This is a genomic window from Tissierella carlieri (genome assembly GCF_018917285.1).
In the GTDB taxonomy this organism is placed as follows: domain Bacteria; phylum Bacillota; class Clostridia; order Tissierellales; family Tissierellaceae; genus Tissierella; species Tissierella carlieri.
Genome location: NZ_JAHLOH010000042.1, coordinates 46,968 through 66,846, shown reverse-complemented (window position 1 = coordinate 66,846; position 19,879 = coordinate 46,968). Strand labels below are relative to the sequence as shown.

The window sequence follows — 19,879 nt, the reverse complement described above, 5'->3', positions numbered from 1 at the left end:
TCTTTGCTAAGGCAGATAAGGAGGGGACATATATGGATATTAAAAGACATATTATCGAAATATTAAATAGAGAAATTAAACCTGCTATCGGATGTACTGAACCTGTAGCTGTTGCATTAAATACAGCCTATGGAGTATCAATATTACCTAATGATTCCAAAGAAATTTCAAAAATCACAGTAGAAGTAAGCAAAGGAATATATAAAAATGGTATGGATGTAGGAATACCAAATACCAATAAGATAGGCTTACATATTGCTGCATCATTAGGGGCATCAATAGGAGATCCTAAATATGGATTACAGATATTGGGGAACATTACAAATGAAGAATTAAAATACTCGGAGAAAATATTAGAGTCCTGTGAAATTAATGTTAAAGTTGATAAAGATAATAATAAGCCAGTTTATATAAAGACCACTATAGAAAACAAGGATCATGTTTCAATTGCCATAACAGAAGATAAACATGATAATATTGTCTTATTATCAATAGATGGTAATGAAATATTGAATAAGAGAAATGGGGCAAACAAGGAAAATAATAATGATAATGAGGAGCAAAACTTCTATAATCTACCGATAAATACTATAGTAGAAGAAATCGAAAAATTAGATTATGAAGATATTAAGTTTTTATTAGACGGTATGGAAATGAATATGAATATAGCTAAAGAAGGATTAGACAAAAAGCATGGCTTAGGGGTAGGATATAGTTATAATAGCAATATGAAAAATGGTTTAATCTCAAAAGATTTTGTGAATTTGGCATATGCTTTAACTGCGGCTGCATCAGATGTTAGAATGTCAGGATATTCTATGCCAGTTATGAGCTCAAGTGGAAGTGGAAATAATGGATTAACTGCTATATTGCCTTTAGCTGCATATAAAGAGATTATGAAGATAAGTGATGAAGATTTAGTAAAGGCGTTAGCAATTAGTCATATAATCACATCTTATGTAAAAAGATATATAGGAAGATTATCTAATTTATGTGGGTGTAGTATAGCTGCATCTATAGGATCAGGAGCAGCTATTGCTTGGTTGTTAGGAGATAAAAATGCTATAACATCTACAATTAACAATATTATAGCAAATCAAGCAGGTGTAATATGCGATGGTGCAAAACCAAGTTGTGCATTAAAATTAGGTACAGCAGCTTCTACAGCTGTGCAGTCTGCTTTATTAGCTATTGAAGGAATAACAATTAAAGATTTTAATGGAATAGTAGATAATCAGGTAGAAAAAAGCATTAGAAATCTTGCAAAACTTAGCGGTGAAGGGATGAAAAATATTGACGATACAGTCATAGAAATAATGTTAAATAGATAAAAGAATAGTATTTTTTATTGATTAATACTATTTGGTTTACTAAGACCCAATGGATATGACAGATTAAATCCATGGGTCTTTTTCACATCATTGTATAGCTATTTATCCTAGAATTATTAAAGATAATATATTAATATTAAAAATCTGATATAATTATTTTGAGGTGTTGATAATGAATGATAATGAAGTAAAAATAAGTATTCTTGCACCTTATTAACATGCATTTAGCAATATCTAATTATATTAGAAATACTTAAATAAGAGTGTCAGTTTATGATATCAGCGTTCCTTGAGATTGTAATATATATCCTTGTACCTTCATTGGGTTTACTATCTATATTAAATGTTGCATTTTCACCATACATAAGTTTAAATCTTCTATAGCAATTTTTAAGACCTATATGATTTGTTGAGCAAGTATCTCTATCAATTTGTAAGATCTTTTTAACTTCTTCTAATTTTTTATAATTCATTCCAATTCCGTTATCTATTATTTCAATACAGTAGTCAGAAGATGTTGTTGAAAAATTTAATTTCAATTTACCACCATTTTCCAATGGGAGAAGGCCATGTTCAATAGCATTTTCTATTAAAGGCTGTAAAGAGAAATAAGGTATCATTAGTGAGAGTATTTCATTGTCTGCCATAATTTCATAGTCTATTCTTTCAGAAAAACGATTTTTCTGTATAACTAAATAGTTTTGAATATAGTTGAGTTCTTGTTCTAAAGTAATCTTTGATCGTATATTTGACAAACTATAGCGTAGCATTTGTGAAAAAGAATTTAGCATATTTGAAGCAGATGAATATTCCTCCATAGAAATTAATCGAGATATAGAGCTGATTACATTAAAAATAAAATGTGGAGTAACTTGTTTTTGGAGTGCATCTAATTCTGCTAGTTTTAGATGATGCTCCATCTCGATTTGTTTTTTCTCATATTCCAAAGTTTTTTCTCGTTCCTCTGCTAATTTTTCCTGAAGCTTGTTATACATAGTATTTTGAATAATATAATTGGCTATATTTTCTAGAGATACTGCTGTAGCTTCAATTTCTTGTCTGGTGAGTATTTTTATATTACTGAAATATTCGGCTGCTTCTTCTGTATCCAGCCAAGGTAGTGGTTTAAACTCTGTATCTTTTGGATAGGTATCCATATCTGAACATAAAACTTGTCCGGCAGTAATTGCTCCTATATATTCTCCTTCATAAGTTAAAGGGATTTCTATATTTATAAGACCTGCATGACATACATATATACTGGCCTTTTTTGTTTTAATAGCTAAATCTATTGCCTTCCGATTAGTTAATGCACAGTAAGAAGCCCCTTCTTCTGTCTTATTAATTGCACTACAAAATTTGGAAAAATTACTTCCTTCTCCTATATGATTACCGTCTAAATCTACAAAAACAACACCAAAACCTGTAGCAAAAGCAAAGGAATCCTGAAATTTTTCTAGGAACTCTTCTGTTAATATATCTGTCAGTTTAATGTCCATTTTCCACGTTTCCCTCCAGTCTGACTTGAGAAGGCTGCTTACCTGTAACCTTTTTAAAACTACGATTAAAGTGTGATACATTTGTGAATCCACAATTTCTTGAAATATCTTTTACTAAAAGAGAAGAATTTTTTAATAAGTAAATAGCATAGTCAATTCGTTTTTGATTCAGAAAATCATTTATAGTGTAACCTTTATCCTGATAAAATTTTCTTGATAGGTATGTGGGATTAAAATGAAATATTTCTGCAAGCATATCTAATGAGATCTGTTTCTCAAAGTTTTCTTCTATGTATTTTTCAACCATATCAGTAAAATTAGAAGATAAAGATAGATTTCCACTGAATAAAAATAAGAATTGCCTAAAGAAATCTTCAGTGACAGCCAGTATATCATACCAATATTGGGATTTGCTTATTTTTTGAAGATACTCATCACCATTTAATAATGATTGTATATCATCAGGTAAAACTTTTTTTAATGATCTCATTATTGAAAAAATAGTATTTACTATATGTAATCTGTATTCTTCTAAATTATGTTGCTGAGAATTTAAAAAGTCAAGATAGTTAAGAGTGTTAAACCTAATAAGTTCAAAATCTTCTGTGAAGATAGAATTGATTAATCTGTCTACTAGTGTATAAGGATATTTATTGTTTAAAGTATTTGAGACATTACAATAGTCACCAATGACTTGTCCTTTCAGACATTTTCTGTGAAGAGAATTAATCATTGTATCAAGTATTTCTTTTTCACTAGCAGGTTTCAATAAATAGGCATCAAGATCATAATGGATGGCTTGCTGTGCAAATTTAAATTCTGAGTAAGCACTATTTAAGATGATAATGGTGTTATGGAACTTTGTCTTTATAGTTTTGGCAGCAATTAGCCCACTTTGAAGAGGCATATTAATATCCATAATTATAATATTAGGTTTCTTTTGAAAAGCTATATTGATAACTTGCTCCCCATTAGTTGCTTCTCCAACTAGAGTAAATTCGTCAGAGTGTTTTTTGAGAACGCTTTTTAGATAATTTCGTTCAATAATTTCATCATCTGCTATTAATACTGTATACATTATGTTTGTCCCTCCTTGAAGAAGATATATTTAACAGATAAAGTCTCTAATTATAGATTATCATTTGCTTATATACATATCAACATATTATAGATTTGCTATTTCATACTTTTGATTTGCAAAATATGATATTAAGATATAAAAAAGAAAATATATGTAAAGGATTTATCGACACTAGAGATGTTACAATATATTTAGAATAATAAAAAAATTCAATTATGTATTCAACAAAGCATCAACAATTTGTAATTGTTTAGGTAGTAATTATATTAAAATAAAGGGAGGAATTATCTATGAGGGTAAATGATAGGCATGTATCTTTTTATTATGAGATGGAAATCTTGAATAATATTTACTGCCATGTTATTAACACAGACGAGCGATTAGAAGTTATTAAATAATTATAGGGGGTATTAATATGTCAGATGTAAAATTAAAAAGAAATCTATCTTTTATGCAAATGATAGCTATAGCTTCAGGAGCAGTAATCGGCGGTTGGCTTGCTGAGGCTCCTTATTGGTTCTCTGTAACTGGAGCAGGAGCAGCAATTATATTTCCTATTCTGGCTGTACTGTTAATACCTGTAGGTCTAACTTTTGCGGAGCTTACTGCAATGTTACCATTTTCATCTGCGGTTGATATCTGGACTACCAATGCATTTGGTCATAAAGCAGGTTGGGCAGCTCAATGGATGATGTTTTTAATACAAGTCGTGGAGCCACCTATGATGGCATTTATTTTTATAACAGCACTTAATTTTTTTATTCCTATTCCAGCTCATATGGTAGTTTGGGTTGCTATTGGAATAATAGTTTTATGGTATATACTATCTAATTTTAACATAGGATTTACAGGAAGATTGGCTAGTATATTTTTCTTCACAATGGTAGTTATATCATTAATTGTTGCTGGAACTTTTTTCTTTAGTGGAAACTGGTCATTTGATAATATTTCTTCTCATGGTGGTATGTTTCCTAGGGGATTCAATGGGATATTTATAGCATTTGCAGTATTTTCCTTGAAGTTTATAGGCTTCGAAATGACTCCCACAATGATAGAAGAAACAAACTTTCCACCAGAGAAAATATGGAAGATTATTCTGTCATCATTGTTTGTTCCTGCGATTCTATATTTTATCATTGTATTAGCAATAGGTGGTATGGCTCCTTGGAAAGAAATAGCAAGTATGAATCTACCAGAACCAGAGCTTGTAGCTAAATTTGGATTACCTAAAATAGTTGGTATAGCAGCTATAGTTTCAGGTATACTACATGCATTTACTACATTGATGGGATTTTGGGTATCATCAGCAAGAGTATTATATGGAGCTGCTCAGCTAAATCAGTTACCTAAAGCTTTCACCAAACTAAACAAGCATGGACAGCCGATAGTGGCAAATTTTGTAGTATTATTATTTTCAGTTTTCTTCTGTCTCTTTACTGGAGATAACTGGGTTCAATATATTTATGCAGTTTCCTGTATAGCAGCTGGGTTGGTATACTTTATATGTTGTTTGGATGCAATGGTTCTAAGGAAGAAGTTTCCTGAATGGGAAAGACCTTATAAGGCACCAGGAGGTAATCTATTATTCATTCTAGGAATGATAGTATCTGTATGGATAATCATAGGATCATCTTTGGAATTAGCAATAGGTGGATATATCTCACTTATCATATATAGTTTTATTGGAGCTGTATTATACTTATTGATGGAATCCTATAGAAAGAAACATCCTAATAAGCACGAATTAATTACACTAACACCTGATGATATCAATAGCCTTGAGTAAATAAGAGCTAAGACAGGGGAAGTTTCTCCTGTCTTTTTGAAGTAATAAGTATAAATTTTGATATAGATGTGGAGGAGATAAAGATGAAGATAATTTCAGGAAACAAAGTTATTTACAAATTTACAAATTTAATGGATCATGTGGAGGTAATTTCCCCTGGGGATGTAATCAAGGTAAAGACAAATGACTGCTTCTTTCAACAAATCTATAATGAAGAGCAAGTTTTAACAGAAATTGACTATGATAGATTGAATCCTGCTACAGGACCTATTTATGTAGAAGGTGCAGAACAAGGGGATTTACTTCAAGTAAAAGTTATTAGCATTGATGTTGCTAATAAAGGAGTTTGTGCAGTAGTACCTAATGAAGGTGTACTTGGTGATCAAGTTAGTAAACCAATAATTAGAGTTGTGAATATTGAGGATGGGTATGCAATATTCCATGGGGTAAAGTTACCTATAAGACCTATGATAGGAGTAATTGGAGTAGCACCTTCTAAAGAAGATGGTGAATGGCCAACTGATAGTCCATGGAAACATGGTGGTAACATGGATACTAATGATATCACAGCTGGGTCTACATTGTATTTTCCTGTAAATCAAAAGGGTGCTTTGTTGGCATTAGGTGATTGTCATGCAATTATGGGAGATGGAGAAATCTGCTTTACGGGATTAGAAGTACCAGCAGAGGTTACACTGGAAATAAGCTTAATTAAAGGTAAAACTGTTAAGTGGCCTTTACTTGAAACAGATGGATATACTATGGTTATTGCTTCCGGTAATAATTTAGACTCTGCTCTATATGAAGCTACTAGTGAAACGGTAAAATATCTTGAGGGTGCTCTAGGATTAGAATGGGAAGATGCTTATATTTTAACTAGTTTGGCTGTAGATTTAAAAATATCTCAAGTTGTAGATCCTAAAAAAACCATAAGAGCTGCTATACCAAAATATATTATATCAACAGAAAGATTGATTCAATCATTATAGTTTTGAGAAATTAAGGGAGCAATTGTAGAAAGTAATTAATAGAGCTAAATAAAAAAGCTTAAAGTGAAAAGCACGAGATAAGGTTTAACTGATCTGACCCCAAAAAGTTGGACGGAGAGAGGTATTCTAATGAGGAATGCACTCTCTCCGTATTTTTTATAGATTTAAATTTTTTAATATGGTATAATTGTTAAAAATTTTGAAAGATATCTTGTTTATACTGTGAATATTATTTTATATACTATAAAATATTTAAAGGGGTATATGTTCATGCTACATATAATTTTATAATTGATTTATCTAGTGCCTTTGATTTAAGTAAACATAAACTGATATCAAAAATAGTTTAGTTAATTAATAGTATGAACTATATTATGTACGCAGTAGTTGCAGTTATATTGATATTTATAATAATAAGATATATGGATAAAGATAATATAGAATAAACAAGTTATAAGATAATATTAGTTTTAAAGTAAAGAATTAAATAAATAAGATGATAACATATATAGCTTACAAAGGAGGATAAAATGTCTATAAGAAAAAAGGTTGTTATATCTAATTTGTTAACATTCTTATTGCCAGTTGTTATTGGAATATTGTCATTATATATTGCATCTAATGCAGTAGAGGAAAGATTTGTTTATGAAGATCATTTTGAAATCATACAAAGAATAGAGCAGAATATCTTAGAAGAAGACTTTGAAAAGGTGATAGAAAATGTAAAGGAAATTGAAGCTGGGGGATATTCAGTAAAGCTTATACTTGATAATGATACAAGTTATGAAAGTGAAAATTATAATGAATATTCAGATAAGGTGATAGGAGAATATTTCAATAATGCAAATAAAAGTGAATACACTATTATAAATGAATCAGGAGAAGCAAGTTGTATAAAATTATTTGGAAATGATAGTAGCAGCAATGATAATATTAATTATTTATATATGGTTAGTACACAGACGAGAGTAACTTTAGAAGAGCAGAATGAGACTATTGCAAAAGATAAACAATTTATAATGAAAACTATATTATTTGTCTTAGTGGCTATAGTTAGTGCAGTTATTTTAACAACATCTGTAATGACATTTATTATTTTAAGATCAATTTTAAGACCTTTAAACGCTCTTAGAGAAGGAACAAATCAAATTAAAGAGGGTAATTTACACTTTGAAATTGATTATCTTAATGATGATGAATTTGGAGATGTGTGTAAAGATTTTGATGATATGAGAGAGAAATTACTTAATTCTAAAGAAGAAAAAGAAAGATATGAAAATAATAGAAAAGAGCTAATAGCAGGAATAACACATGATCTTAATACTCCACTTACATCTATAAAGGGATTTACCTCAGGATTATTAGAAGGGATTATAGATACAAAAGAAAAACAAATTAGGTATTTAGAAAATATTAACCAAACAGCAGACCAAATGAGTAAGATGATAAATGAACTTTTTTTATACTCCACATTGGATATGAACGGTGTGTCTTTTAACTTTATTAGTACTGATTTAGTTGATTTTTTTGAAGGATGTATATCAGAAATTAGGTCGGAATTTAGTAAAGACAATATATATATACATTTTATTACAGAATTAGAAATGGCAGAAGTTCAGATAGATTGGATGCATTTTAAAAGAGTTGTATTAAATATTTTAAAAAATAGTGCGAAATATAAGAAAGATGGTATAGGTAATATATATATTACTTTATCAGAATATGGCGAGCTATATAATATTTCTTTTGCTGATGATGGTATGGGAATAACTAACGATGAAATAACTAATATATTTGATCCATTCTATAGAGCTGATAAATCAAGAAGTCAGCAAACAGGAGGTGCAGGTTTAGGGCTAGCTATTGTCAAAAATATTGTTAATGCACATAATGGTAGTATAAGAGTAAATGAAAAATATAATGATGGATTAGAATTGATTATCAGTTTGCCTAAAGCAGGGTTAAAGGTTATAGAAGAAGGGAATTGATATAATTGAAAAAAGTGTTAATTATAGAAGATGATAAAAAGATAGCGGAATTTGAGAAAGATTATCTAGAAGCAAATCAATATGAAGTAGATATATGTTATACAGGAGAAAATGGAATAAAAAAAGCCGATGAAAATTTATACGATTTAATTGTTTTAGATATAATGCTTCCAAATATGGATGGATTTGAAGTTTGTAAGGAACTTATAAAACATCATGACATACCAATATTATTTGTGACGGCAAAAAATGAGAATTTAGATAAAATTAAAGGTTTAGGTATGGGTGCCACAGACTATATTGTAAAACCATTTGAACCCTCAGAACTGGTAGCTAGAGTAGGTGCACATATTCGTAGATATGAGTTATTAACGAGAAGCACAATGAAAGAAGAAGATGTAATTATCAGAGGAGATTTAACAATAGAAGTGAAATCAAGAAAGGTATACATTAGAGGAAAAGAAATATTTTTACCTAACAAGGAGTTTGAGCTACTACATTTCTTAGCCAGTAATCTAAATATTGTATTTAATAAACAACAATTATTAGACAAAATATGGGGAGAAAATTCATATGTAGATGAAGCAACAGTAGTTGTTCATATAAATAGAATAAGAGATAAGATAGAAGATGATTCATTAAATCCCAAATATATAGAAACATTATGGGGGGCAGGATATAGGTTTAAAAATTATTGATATAATAGTCGGAATAAATTAAATATTAACAAGTTAAAACGCTGATTATCAGCGTTTTTTATTTATTTTAATGTTTATATTTTGTTTATATTTTAGTTAGAAGATATTAATTTTAATTTTTTATAATTAAACTAGAAAATAAAAGTAAAATAAATAGGGGGATATCATGCAAAATATTGAAGTCTATGTACAAAAAAACAAGAAAAAAGTTATATTTATAGTTTCACTTCTAATAATTATAAGTACAGTAACTATGATATTTTTAAAGAAAAACACAAAAAATCAGATAGTAAATAATACAGAGAGTATTACATTAGAGAGAAAGAGTTTAGTTAATGGAATATCAACTTCAGGTGTTGTTATTAGTGATAATAAGACTAATATTTTTTCAACTCTAAATGCACCAGTAAAAGAAATACTTGTATCAGTAGGAGATACTGTAAAAAAAGGAGATGTATTAGCAGTTTTAGATACAAGTGCAATAGAAACAGAGATACAACAAGCTAAACTAAACTATAAATCTTCATTAGAGTCATTAAAGGAAAGTAAAAAAGAAAATGAAAATAGTATAGCTAATGCTAATACATCGCTAGAGTCTACTGAAATTTCAATACAACAACAACAAATTCAAACAGATAATGCAGAAAAGGATTTAAAAAAGATAGAAGAAAAAGTAAAAGAACCATTTAACGCATACTCATATGATTTTGCTATAGAAGAAGCTAAAATAGCAGTAGAGAATCAAGGAAGAAATATAAAAAGAATGCAAGAAGAAGAAAAAGATCTTAGGGCTAATTTAGATAGGTTTGATGATTCTTCTTATAGAAATGATATTTCAGAGAAAGCCATATTACTAGAAAGAAAAAAAACAGAGCTTTCTAATCTTAGAAAAGATATTCGTTCACAAAATAGAGAAAGACCAGTATTTGATGAATATAATAATAAAATTGCTATTGATGATGCTAATCGTAGTTATAATAAAAAGATGGATGAATATTTAAATATACAGAAAACTTATAATGATATTTATAATGAGTATCAATCTATATTATCTAATCCAGAGAGTACTCAAGAAGAGATAGATAATATAACATTAAAATTAAATGATATAAAAGAAGCTCAGGATAAAGCAAAACAAGAATTAGATGAATTAAGTATAACACTAGAGAGAGCAAAAGAAAACTTAAAAAGAGCAAAGAATGAATTTGATAAAAGTTCTAACGAAACAATATTATCTAATATAAAAACTATAGAAAAAACTTATGATCAGGTAAGAAATGAGATTGATGATTTAGAAAGAGAATATAGAAAGGCTATATCAGGAATGAATAAAGCAAAACAAGAAGCTTTAAAATCAGCATCAGCAGAATATGTAAAATTGCAAAATACAATTAAAGATGCTGAGCATGAGCTGGTTATTGCAAAAAATAACTTTCAAAAAGCTTTATTAGATAAAGAAAACGCAATTAGAGAATATATAAAAACAAATGAAAATGACTTAGAAAATGCAAAAAGAACTCTTATGGGAAATCAAAAGCAATTAGAAAGCCTAAACAATAATTTAAAAAATGCAAAAAATACAGTAAAACAAGCAAAAGATAAAACTATATCTACAGTATCTAGAGATGTAAATAAATTAAGTTTAGAAAAACTAGAGTCACAGCTAGAAAAAGGTAGTGTAATAGCAACTGGAGATGGAATTATCACACAGGTTAAAGCAGAAGTAGGCACAATGTCAAATGATATTTTATTTGTTGTTGAAGATCTAGATAATGTTCATGTAAAAGCAAATATTAAAGAACACAATCTTTCATCAGTAAATTTTGGACAAAAGGTTATTATAACAACATTAGCATCAGGAGATGAAACATTTGAAGGTAGTGTCACATTTATATCACCTAGAGCTGTGAGTCCAATTGGATCACCAGTTGTAGAATTTGAGATAAATGCTAAGCCAAATAGTATTAGTTCTAAAATTAAGCCAGGCATGAATGCATTTTTAAATATTGTAGTTAATTCTAAAGAAAATGCTTTTTCTGTTCCAGTCACTGCTATAAGTAAAGAAGATGACGGAAACTATATCTATACAATTGAAGATGAAAAAATACCTGTTGAAATTGGAATATCAACTAAGACTGAGGTAGAAATAATAGGTGATAAATTATTAGAAGGTATGAAGATAAAAATGAATATAAATGAAGATAGTGAAAAAAGCATAAAAAATACGGCTACAGGAGGTATATTTTAAATGATAGAACTAACTAATATAGTGAAAAAATTCTTTTGTGGTCAGCCTAATGAATTAATTGTATTAAAAGGAATTGATCTTTCGATAAAAAAAGGAGAATTTGTTTCAATAGTAGGGCAATCAGGTTCAGGTAAAAGTACTCTTATGAATATTATAGGTGCCTTAGATAAACCAACAGAAGGAGAGTATCTATTAAATAATATACCTATAGCATCTCTAACAGATGATGAATTATCAGAAGTTAGAAATGAACAGATTGGATTTGTTTTTCAGAACTTCAATTTAATTCCTAGATCTACTGCTTTATCAAATGTAGAGTTACCAATGTTATATAGAGGAATAGACAAAGAAACTAGGAATAAAAGAGCCATAGAGTTATTAAGAACTGTAGAGATGGATGATAGATTAGATCATCTACCAAATGAATTATCTGGAGGTCAAAAACAAAGAATAGCAATAGCAAGATCCTTAGCAAATGATCCACCTATACTATTAGCAGATGAACCTACAGGTGCATTAGATGTAAAAACAGGAAACTTAGTAATGGATATATTTAAAAGAATAAATAGAATAGAAAAGAAAACAGTAATAATAATAACACATAGTGAAGAATTAGCTTTAGAAACAGATAGAATAATTACAATTAGAGATGGCCTAGTAGTTTCAGACTATTTAAATAATAAAGATAAATTACAAAAGGTGATACTATGATTGAAGAAAACATTAAACTAGCTCTGGCATCCTTAAGAGCTAATAAATTAAGATCAATACTCACCATGCTAGGAATAATAATTGGTATTATGTCTATAACTTCAATAGTATTTATAGGTAAAGCAATGACATCATCAGTAGCAAAAGAATTATCTAGTTTTGGTAGTAGAAATATATTTATTAATATTCAAAAAAAAGATTCAGACATGATATTTTATGAAGATTTAAGCATAGGAGATTCTAATGAGGCACAAAATAATACAGTTAAACCAAAATCGGATGATTTAATTAGTAACAGTATGATATCAGAAATTATAAATAAATTTCCAAATGATATAGAAGGAATATCTATAAGTCAGCAAAAAAATCAAGCACAGGCTAGAGACGGAGATGAATATGCTAATATATCTATTTTAGGTGTAAATCAAGATTATTTTAAAGCAAATTCAATTAAGATGATTTCAGGAAATTTTATTTCAAATCAGGATATTAAGAACTATAACAATGTTGCTGTTGTATCAGATTTGTTCGCAAAAAGTTTATTTCCTAATGAAGAAAACATTCTGGGACGAGATGTAAAAGTATATTCGAAAGATTCTATAGAATTATTTCAAATTATAGGGATTTATAAGCAGGATAATTCTGAATCTATGGAAGGTATGGGGGCTGAAAAGGATACGAGAACAACATTTTATATTCCTCTATCAACGGCAAAAGAAGATATGATCGAAAAAAATCACTCATCTATAACTGTAATAGGTAAAGATGCAAAGAATATAGAAAACTTTACAGCAGCACTACAAAAACACTTTGACTCATTATATGAATATAATGAAGATTGGAAGGTAGCAGTAAGTAATATGTCATCTATGATAGGAATGGTAACTCAGACTTTAAAGAAAATATCAATGGCTATATCAGCAATTGCAGGTATATCTCTTTTAGTAGGAGGTATAGGTGTAATGAATATAATGCTTGTTTCAGTTACAGAAAGAACAAGAGAAATAGGAACAAAAAAAGCATTAGGAGCGAAAAGAAAGCATATACAGCTTCAATTTGTAATAGAAGCTATAATCATTTCATTTATAGGCGGTACAATCGGTCTGCTTCTAGGAACAGCAATCGGATTAATTATTTCATTAGTATTTTCCGTTCCATTTATATTCTCGCCATGGGTAGCGATTATAAGTATTAGCTTCTCATTATTTATTGGTATATTCTTTGGATCATACCCTGCTAAAAAAGCAGCTAAGTTAGATCCAATAGAAGCCTTAAGATATGAGTAAGCACAGAAACTAATTTTCTTCAAATTAAATTATTGAAAGAAGCAAGTTATTTGTAGTTGGATATGGCATAGTTCTTGGTCCTTCATTATATATTCATATGGTAATTTTTATTTAATGCAGACTAGGAATTTATGCCATATTCATTGTTCTATATCATTTTCAATCACAATTTTATTTTTGCAGAACTAAGGTTATTTAATAAGATTTGTCAAACTTATTGATTAATCCACATCAAATTTTAAATTATGAATTTATAGTTAGTTGCTGCTTAGGAATTATTATGAAAATATTTATACAACAAGGCTGCTAAAGTGTATTTTGTTATATTAGGATAAGTAAATGGATCTACCTCTAGAATCTCTATGATCTTATTCTTTCGTTGTGCTATTGTATTTTTATGGATGAATAATTCTCTCGCTGTCATTTGTGTGTTAAGATTATTTTCTAGAAGTTTGGTTAGCGTATATAAAAGTTCTGAGTCATTTAGATTATCATATTCTATAAGCTTACCAAATAGTTCCTTGATGATTTTATTTACCCAGTGAAGGTCTGCATTTTCAAAGATAGAATGATATATTTCAATTTCATTATAGGAAGTACATTGAGGTACTGAAAATAATTTATTAGAGATTTTTATTGCAGTCTGTGCTTCATTATAACTTTTACAGATATACTTAAATTTTTCATAGTATTTACCTATACCAATAGAAACATCAATCTTATTTGTAGTTTTTATTTTTTCTATAAGATAATTGCTTATTTTAAGGGCTTTTTCCTTTGTGGTTTTCTCATCTATATCCTTATATAATAATAAAATAATCTTATCACTATAGTCTATAATAATGTACTCATCAACTTTCATAGAGATATTATTTTCAACAGTTTGGAAAATATCTTTTTTAAGTTGAATCAAATAGGATTCAGATCTATTTTCTGATAACGAGTTAAAGTCATATATATCTATTACAATGGCTAATTTTAATAGGTCAATATTATAGCCTAGTCCTAAGCCTCTTTTTATAGTCATTTCTTCATTAACTGGCTCTTTGCTTATTAAGTCAATAATAAATTCCTTTTTTACGGATATTTTATAATCCCTTCTATTTATATTGTTTAAGGTTACCATTGAGATGAAGTTTTTAGTTTGATTAATTGCTATCCAATCTAAATCATTTAATTTTTTAGTAAGGAAGATTGCCAATATACCATAATATCTAAAATTACTTATTATAGGTGTTAGTAGCCATTGAATTGCTCCATCTTTATGATTGATATATACATCTTTTTTATCTAGAAAGGTATTAAAATTATTATTTATTTGTTCTATAATAAAGGATTTTACTTCTTTGCTTTCTTTATCAATGCTTTTCTGAAAGACACAATCCTGATTGCAATCAAAATAGAGTATAGGTCTATTTATTAGGTCATAAAGTGTCTCTAAAATATTTGTAGGATCTTGCTTATCTATTATTGTCTCTGACATGACATCATATATTCTCAATGTCTGTTTTAATTCTTTATTATGGTTATATAAGAGAGTATCCATAATAGGTGAAATAATATCAATATAGGCTAAATCAGCTGGGGCTAAAATAAGAGGAAAATCCAGTTCGCTGCAAATATCTATAAGTTCTTGGGAAACTCTATTTAGTATTAATCCTACATGAGATAAAATAAGACCACTTGCCCCGACGTTTTTTAACATCTTGATAACTTCTATCTGCTTTTTTGTATCTGTACGTATGGAGTAAAAGGCAGATATCAATAATTCAGAATCTTTTATAAATGGTGTTGCTTCGGGAATTTCTAATACACTTACACTTCGTATTTTATTATTTAGATTTTTTTGGCCAGATAAAATTTTTGCTCCTTTCATAATATCTAGTTTCATTATTTCATTTAACTCAAGCATAAGATCACTCCTAATGATTTAGATTAGCCAAAGAATTAATCTTTAATATAGTTTATTTGTATAAGTATATCATTATCATACTACTATATCTTTTTCAGTACGAATCACATGGAAAGATTACTTCAGTTAGATAATACATGAATGTATATGTAGCACAGACAATATCAAAATTTATGTGCACATACACATTTTAAACTATAGTATGATTATACCATAGAAAAATAAATAAGGTAAATTCATAAGATAAGTGATTAAAAGGAGGCTTAAATAATGGCAACAAAAAGTCTAACAAACAGGGTAGAAGTAGAAGATTTCGTAAGAGGTTGTACATTTTATGGAACTGGTGGTGGAGGATTACCAAGTAATGGAATAGACTCATTGATGTCGGAAATCGAAAAGGGAAATAAAGTTGGATGGATTGATGTAAATCAAATAGATGATGATGCTATAACAGTATGTCCATTTTTAATGGGCTCTATTGCTCCTCATACAGATGAAGTAAAAAAGGAAATGGAAGGATTTGGATTAACTGATTCTGTTAATAAGGAAAAAGAGAGATTAGGTAAAGCAGTGGCTGAACTTTCAAAGTATACAGGGAAGAAAATAGGAGCTGTGGTACCTATTGAATTAGGTGGAGCTAATACGCCAGGACCTTTGGCTGCTGGTATATTAAATGGAATCCCTTGTGTAGATGGAGACTATACTGGAAGAGCTATACCAGAAATTTTGCAGACAACACCTTATATAAATGGAAAGGTTTTATGGCCAGTAGCATCTGTAGATGAATTTGATAACATTTGTATAATTGATAAGGCTATTAACTATAGAATGGTAGAGAGAATAGGAAAACTAATAGCTTCAGGAGCATATGGATTAGCTGGCCAAGCTGGATTTCTAATGACAGGTAAAGAGATGAAAGAAATTATTATCCCTGGTACTCTTACTGAATGTTATGAATTAGGAAAGATGATAAGAGAATCCAGAGAAAAAGATCTTAACCCTATTGATGAAATAATTAAAAAATTAGATGGATACCTATTAGCAAAAGGTACAGTAACTGGAAAGGATACTGAAGACAAACTAGGATATTACTGGGGAACTCATACCATTACTGGTAAGGAAGGGTTTAAGGATAATATATATAAAATCTGGTTTAAAAACGAAAATCATATAATGTGGGAAAACGATAAACCTATTATAACAAGTCCTGATATAATTGTTGTAGTAGATTCTAAAACTGGTGAACCATATGCTAATCCAGTACTAAAGATTGGTGATGAAGTTTGTGTCATTGGTTTAAAAGCAAGAGAAATATTTAAATCAGAAAAGGGAATTGGAGTACTAGGACCAAGATACTTTGGATATGATATAGATTATATGCCTATAGAAGAACGTCTTTAATTGATAAGGTTATCTTGATGGAATATATTGAGATAACCTATATCAGAATTTAAGTTTACTTATGCTGACTATAAACTTTAAAATAGGAGGGTAACTAAGTGGATGATAAGTTAAGATACAATGAGGAGAAGGAAGACCAATTTTATGATTATCCTGACAGACCAGTACCTAGTAATAAAAGACGCTCACAGATAAATATTGCGGTAGTTACTACTGGAATGGCGGTAGCTATGTCTACACTTTATACAGGGGCATCTTTAGCTCAAACATTGTCTTATAGAGATGCAGTCTTATCGATAGTTATAGGTTGTATTATTCTTGGAATTATAGCAACTTTTACTGGAGGCATTGGTGCCAGCAAAGGTGTTTCTTTTTCAATGTTAGCTAGAAAACCCTTTGGAAGAGAAGGGTCAAAGATTGTAGGCTTAGTATTTGCCATTTCAATGTTAGGCTGGTTTTCTTATCAATGTGGATATTTTGGGGAAACTATTCACCTATTAGTACCTAATGCAAAGTGGGCAGATCCTAAAATAGCTACTTTATGGGGTGGCATACTGATGATGTCCACAGCTATTGTTGGTTTTAAAGGTATGACAGCTTTGAGTATGATTGCATCTCCTTTGCTGTTGGGTATGTGTCTATATTCTGGTATTCATGCCATCAACCAATATGGGTATAGTGCTATTATTCAATCTAGTATTGATAATCCAGCATCTTTAGGAATAGGTATAACTATAGTTGTAGGTGGATGGATTACTGGAGCTATTTTACAGCCAGATATTTCTAGATATGCTAAATCACCAAAGCATAACGGAATTGGTATTGTTATTGCTATGATAATATTTGCAGTTGCTAACTGGGGTGGTTTAGTAATAGCAAAAGCTACTATGGCATCAACTATTATGGATGGCTTAATCATTTTAGGTTTAGGAACCATGGCTTTGATGATAGTAATACTTGGGCAGTGGACAAGTAACGATAATAACTTATATTCTGCTGCTTTAGGAATTATCAATATAAAGCCTGGAATTAATAAGCATAAGATTACTGCAGTTTGTGGAATTATTTTCACTTTAGTTGCCACGTTTGGTATACAAAATTATTTTATTTATTTCTTAGAGTTATTAGGTACATTTTTACCTCCTTTTGGTGGTGTATTAATAGCTGATTATTATATATTAAAGGAGCAAGAAAAATATAAGTTTGATGGAGAACATGAATATGAAAAAATAAAGCCAATTGCTTTCATTTCAGTAATTGTAGGCGGATTATTTTCATATATATTTAAATTCGGCTCTACGGCCATAAATTCAATATTAATATCTATGGTTGTATATATAATTTTATCAACTATGATTAAGAAGTCTGATATTAATAATTAAATATCATAAGCAAAAAATCCTACAAGAAATTTTCTTGTAGGATTTTTTGCTTATGAACACCACCCGCTAATGATCTTGACCCTAAAAAGTTGTATACATTAAATTAAGCTATTTTGGACTGAACCGGATTAAGTAGAATTGACAAATGGTCCATCTACTAATTTATACATATATTAAAAGGAGTTCAGTCCAATCCAAAAGTCGAATTTATTGTTTAACTTTTGAGGGGTACTTCATAAGATCTAGCCATCTATTTTATAGGGAGATTTTCAGAATAATGCAAAAAAATATGTATTTAGGGTATAATTTATTATACTGAATCTAAATAAGAAAGGGGTTTTTTAGATGAAAACCATTGCTATTGCAGGAACCTTTGATTCTAAAGGAAAGGAATTTTCCTATGTAAAGAATATTTTAGAAGGATTAGGTTTAAAGACTCTTACAATACACTGTGGCGTATTTGAGCCTATGTTCGAAACAGATGTATCAAATGAAGAGGTTGCAAGAGAGGTAGGTGCTGATATTAAAGAAATTGCAGCCAAAAGGGATAGGGCATTAGGGACTGAAATATTATCAAAGGGAATGGAAAAGTTAATACCAAGGTTATATGCAGAGGGTAAATTCCATGGAATAATTTCTTTTGGAGGAAGTGGAGGGACTTCTTTAGTTACGCCTGGTATGAGGGCTTTGCCAATAGGAGTACCTAAGGTTATGGTATCTACAGTTGCTTCAGGGAATACCCAGCAATATGTGGGCACTAGTGATATTATGATGTATCCGTCGATTGTTGATGTATCTGGTCTAAACTCAATTTCCACTAAGATTTTTACAAATGCTGCCTTTGCAATTGCAGGAATGGTAAAGTTTGAACATGAGGAAAAGATAGGGAAAAAACCTTTGGTTGCTGCAACTATGTTTGGTGTAACCACCCCTTGTGTAGATAAGGCTAGGGAATATCTGGAAGAGCAAGGTTATGAGGTATTGGTATTCCATGCAACTGGTACAGGCGGAAAGACTATGGAGAGACTTATAGAGGACGGATTCTTTGATGGTGTACTTGATTTAACTACAACTGAGTGGTGTGATGAATTGGTTGGAGGAGTTCTAGCTGCAGGGACTCATAGATTAGAAGCAGCGGGAAAACATAAAGTTCCACAGGTCGTATCTCTTGGAGCTTTGGATATGGTAAACTTTGGTCCTATAGATACTGTTCCTAAAGAATTTGCTGGAAGAAAATTATATAAACATAATCCTACTGTAACCTTGATGCGTACTACTGTAGAAGAAAATAAAAAATTAGGTGAAATAATTTCTGAAAAGCTAAATAGTGCAAAGGGTTCAACTGCTTTAATAGTTCCACTTAGAGGTGTTTCTATGATTGATGTAGAAGGGCAACCATTCTATGGGCCAGAGGAAGATAAGATATTGTTTGATACTATTAGAAAAAATATTGATCAAAATAAAGTAGAGTTAATTGAGATAGATTTAGACATTAATGATAAAGAATTTGCAGTAACAGCTGCGAAAAAACTAGTTGAGTTTATGAAGGCTAATAATTAATTATATA

At 29.7% G+C, this 19,879-nt stretch carries 14 protein-coding genes; 11 read left to right on the top strand and 3 right to left on the bottom strand.

The window, feature by feature from the left end:
* The first annotated feature begins 32 nt into the window (after positions 1-32).
* Entirely contained in the window at positions 33-1,331 is a 1,299-nt protein-coding gene (locus KQI38_RS13685) for an L-cysteine desulfidase family protein (protein ID WP_216560342.1), read from the top strand.
* A 266-nt stretch (positions 1,332-1,597) separates the two neighbouring features.
* Here the strand turns inward: KQI38_RS13685 and KQI38_RS13680 are convergent, their stop codons facing one another.
* Both KQI38_RS13680 and KQI38_RS13675 read right to left on the bottom strand, forming a co-directional pair.
* On the bottom strand, positions 1,598-2,830 hold the full coding sequence (locus tag KQI38_RS13680) for a sensor histidine kinase (RefSeq protein ID WP_216560339.1): 1,233 nt from the start codon (positions 2,828-2,830) through the stop codon (positions 1,598-1,600).
* Complete coding sequence (locus KQI38_RS13675; protein ID WP_216560336.1) at positions 2,820-3,908, bottom strand: response regulator transcription factor; 1,089 nt, start codon at positions 3,906-3,908, stop codon at positions 2,820-2,822. The genes KQI38_RS13680 and KQI38_RS13675 overlap by 11 nt, the downstream gene beginning before the upstream one ends.
* Positions 3,909-4,326: 418 nt before the next feature.
* Here KQI38_RS13675 and KQI38_RS13670 point away from each other — a divergent pair, with 418 nt between their 5' ends.
* The 7 genes from KQI38_RS13670 to KQI38_RS13640 all read left to right on the top strand — a co-directional run bounded on the left by KQI38_RS13670 (position 4,327) and on the right by KQI38_RS13640 (position 13,617).
* Entirely contained in the window at positions 4,327-5,697 is a 1,371-nt protein-coding gene (locus tag KQI38_RS13670) for an APC family permease (protein ID WP_216560333.1), read from the top strand.
* Positions 5,698-5,780: 83 nt separating this feature from the next.
* Positions 5,781-6,686: an acetamidase/formamidase family protein gene (locus tag KQI38_RS13665; protein WP_216560330.1), complete on the top strand. Its 906-nt coding sequence runs from the start codon at positions 5,781-5,783 to the stop codon at positions 6,684-6,686.
* 530 nt (positions 6,687-7,216) lie between these two features.
* Positions 7,217-8,674, top strand: coding sequence for a sensor histidine kinase (locus KQI38_RS13660; protein WP_216560327.1), 1,458 nt, complete (start codon positions 7,217-7,219; stop codon positions 8,672-8,674).
* Positions 8,675-8,688: 14 nt separating this feature from the next.
* Positions 8,689-9,372 (top strand): response regulator, encoded by a 684-nt coding sequence (locus KQI38_RS13655; protein WP_338114478.1) that lies wholly within the window; start codon positions 8,689-8,691, stop codon positions 9,370-9,372.
* A gap of 166 nt (positions 9,373-9,538) precedes the next feature.
* Complete coding sequence (locus KQI38_RS13650) at positions 9,539-11,620, top strand: efflux RND transporter periplasmic adaptor subunit (protein ID WP_216560321.1); 2,082 nt, start codon at positions 9,539-9,541, stop codon at positions 11,618-11,620.
* Positions 11,621-12,331, top strand: coding sequence for an ABC transporter ATP-binding protein (locus KQI38_RS13645; RefSeq protein ID WP_216560318.1), 711 nt, complete (start codon positions 11,621-11,623; stop codon positions 12,329-12,331).
* Positions 12,328-13,617 carry an ABC transporter permease gene (locus KQI38_RS13640; RefSeq protein WP_216560315.1) on the top strand — a complete coding sequence of 430 codons (1,290 nt, stop codon included), beginning with the start codon at positions 12,328-12,330 and terminating at the stop codon, positions 13,615-13,617. The genes KQI38_RS13645 and KQI38_RS13640 overlap by 4 nt, the downstream gene beginning before the upstream one ends.
* A gap of 268 nt (positions 13,618-13,885) precedes the next feature.
* Here the strand turns inward: KQI38_RS13640 and KQI38_RS13635 are convergent, their stop codons facing one another.
* A complete protein-coding gene (locus KQI38_RS13635; RefSeq protein WP_216560312.1) occupies positions 13,886-15,529 on the bottom strand; it encodes a PucR family transcriptional regulator in 1,644 nt (547 codons plus the stop codon).
* A 270-nt stretch (positions 15,530-15,799) separates the two neighbouring features.
* On the opposite strand from KQI38_RS13635, the gene KQI38_RS13630 reads away from it, so the two are divergent.
* The 3 genes from KQI38_RS13630 to KQI38_RS13620 all read left to right on the top strand — a co-directional run bounded on the left by KQI38_RS13630 (position 15,800) and on the right by KQI38_RS13620 (position 19,872).
* Positions 15,800-16,930 carry a DUF917 domain-containing protein gene (locus KQI38_RS13630; RefSeq protein WP_216560309.1) on the top strand — a complete coding sequence of 377 codons (1,131 nt, stop codon included), beginning with the start codon at positions 15,800-15,802 and terminating at the stop codon, positions 16,928-16,930.
* 98 nt (positions 16,931-17,028) lie between these two features.
* Positions 17,029-18,312 carry a purine-cytosine permease family protein gene (locus KQI38_RS13625; RefSeq protein ID WP_216560306.1) on the top strand — a complete coding sequence of 428 codons (1,284 nt, stop codon included), beginning with the start codon at positions 17,029-17,031 and terminating at the stop codon, positions 18,310-18,312.
* Between the two features lie 345 nt (positions 18,313-18,657).
* The gene (locus KQI38_RS13620) at positions 18,658-19,872 is read left to right on the top strand and encodes a Tm-1-like ATP-binding domain-containing protein (RefSeq protein ID WP_216560303.1); all 1,215 of its coding nucleotides are present in this window, start codon (positions 18,658-18,660) and stop codon (positions 19,870-19,872) included.
* Positions 19,873-19,879 lie beyond the last annotated feature (7 nt).

Excerpts from the sequence above, each read along its gene's own strand:
- KQI38_RS13685 (WP_216560342.1), top strand. The coding sequence starts at position 33 with ATGGATATTAAAAGACATATTATCGAAATATTAAATAGAGAAATTAAA.
- KQI38_RS13680 (WP_216560339.1), bottom strand. The coding sequence starts at position 2,830 with ATGGACATTAAACTGACAGATATATTAACAGAAGAGTTCCTAGAAAAA.
- KQI38_RS13675 (WP_216560336.1), bottom strand. The coding sequence starts at position 3,908 with ATGTATACAGTATTAATAGCAGATGATGAAATTATTGAACGAAATTAT.
- KQI38_RS13670 (WP_216560333.1), top strand. The coding sequence starts at position 4,327 with ATGTCAGATGTAAAATTAAAAAGAAATCTATCTTTTATGCAAATGATA.
- KQI38_RS13665 (WP_216560330.1), top strand. The coding sequence starts at position 5,781 with ATGAAGATAATTTCAGGAAACAAAGTTATTTACAAATTTACAAATTTA.
- KQI38_RS13660 (WP_216560327.1), top strand. The coding sequence starts at position 7,217 with ATGTCTATAAGAAAAAAGGTTGTTATATCTAATTTGTTAACATTCTTA.
- KQI38_RS13650 (WP_216560321.1), top strand. The coding sequence starts at position 9,539 with ATGCAAAATATTGAAGTCTATGTACAAAAAAACAAGAAAAAAGTTATA.
- KQI38_RS13645 (WP_216560318.1), top strand. The coding sequence starts at position 11,621 with ATGATAGAACTAACTAATATAGTGAAAAAATTCTTTTGTGGTCAGCCT.
- KQI38_RS13640 (WP_216560315.1), top strand. The coding sequence starts at position 12,328 with ATGATTGAAGAAAACATTAAACTAGCTCTGGCATCCTTAAGAGCTAAT.
- KQI38_RS13635 (WP_216560312.1), bottom strand. The coding sequence starts at position 15,529 with ATGCTTGAGTTAAATGAAATAATGAAACTAGATATTATGAAAGGAGCA.
- KQI38_RS13630 (WP_216560309.1), top strand. The coding sequence starts at position 15,800 with ATGGCAACAAAAAGTCTAACAAACAGGGTAGAAGTAGAAGATTTCGTA.
- KQI38_RS13620 (WP_216560303.1), top strand. The coding sequence starts at position 18,658 with ATGAAAACCATTGCTATTGCAGGAACCTTTGATTCTAAAGGAAAGGAA.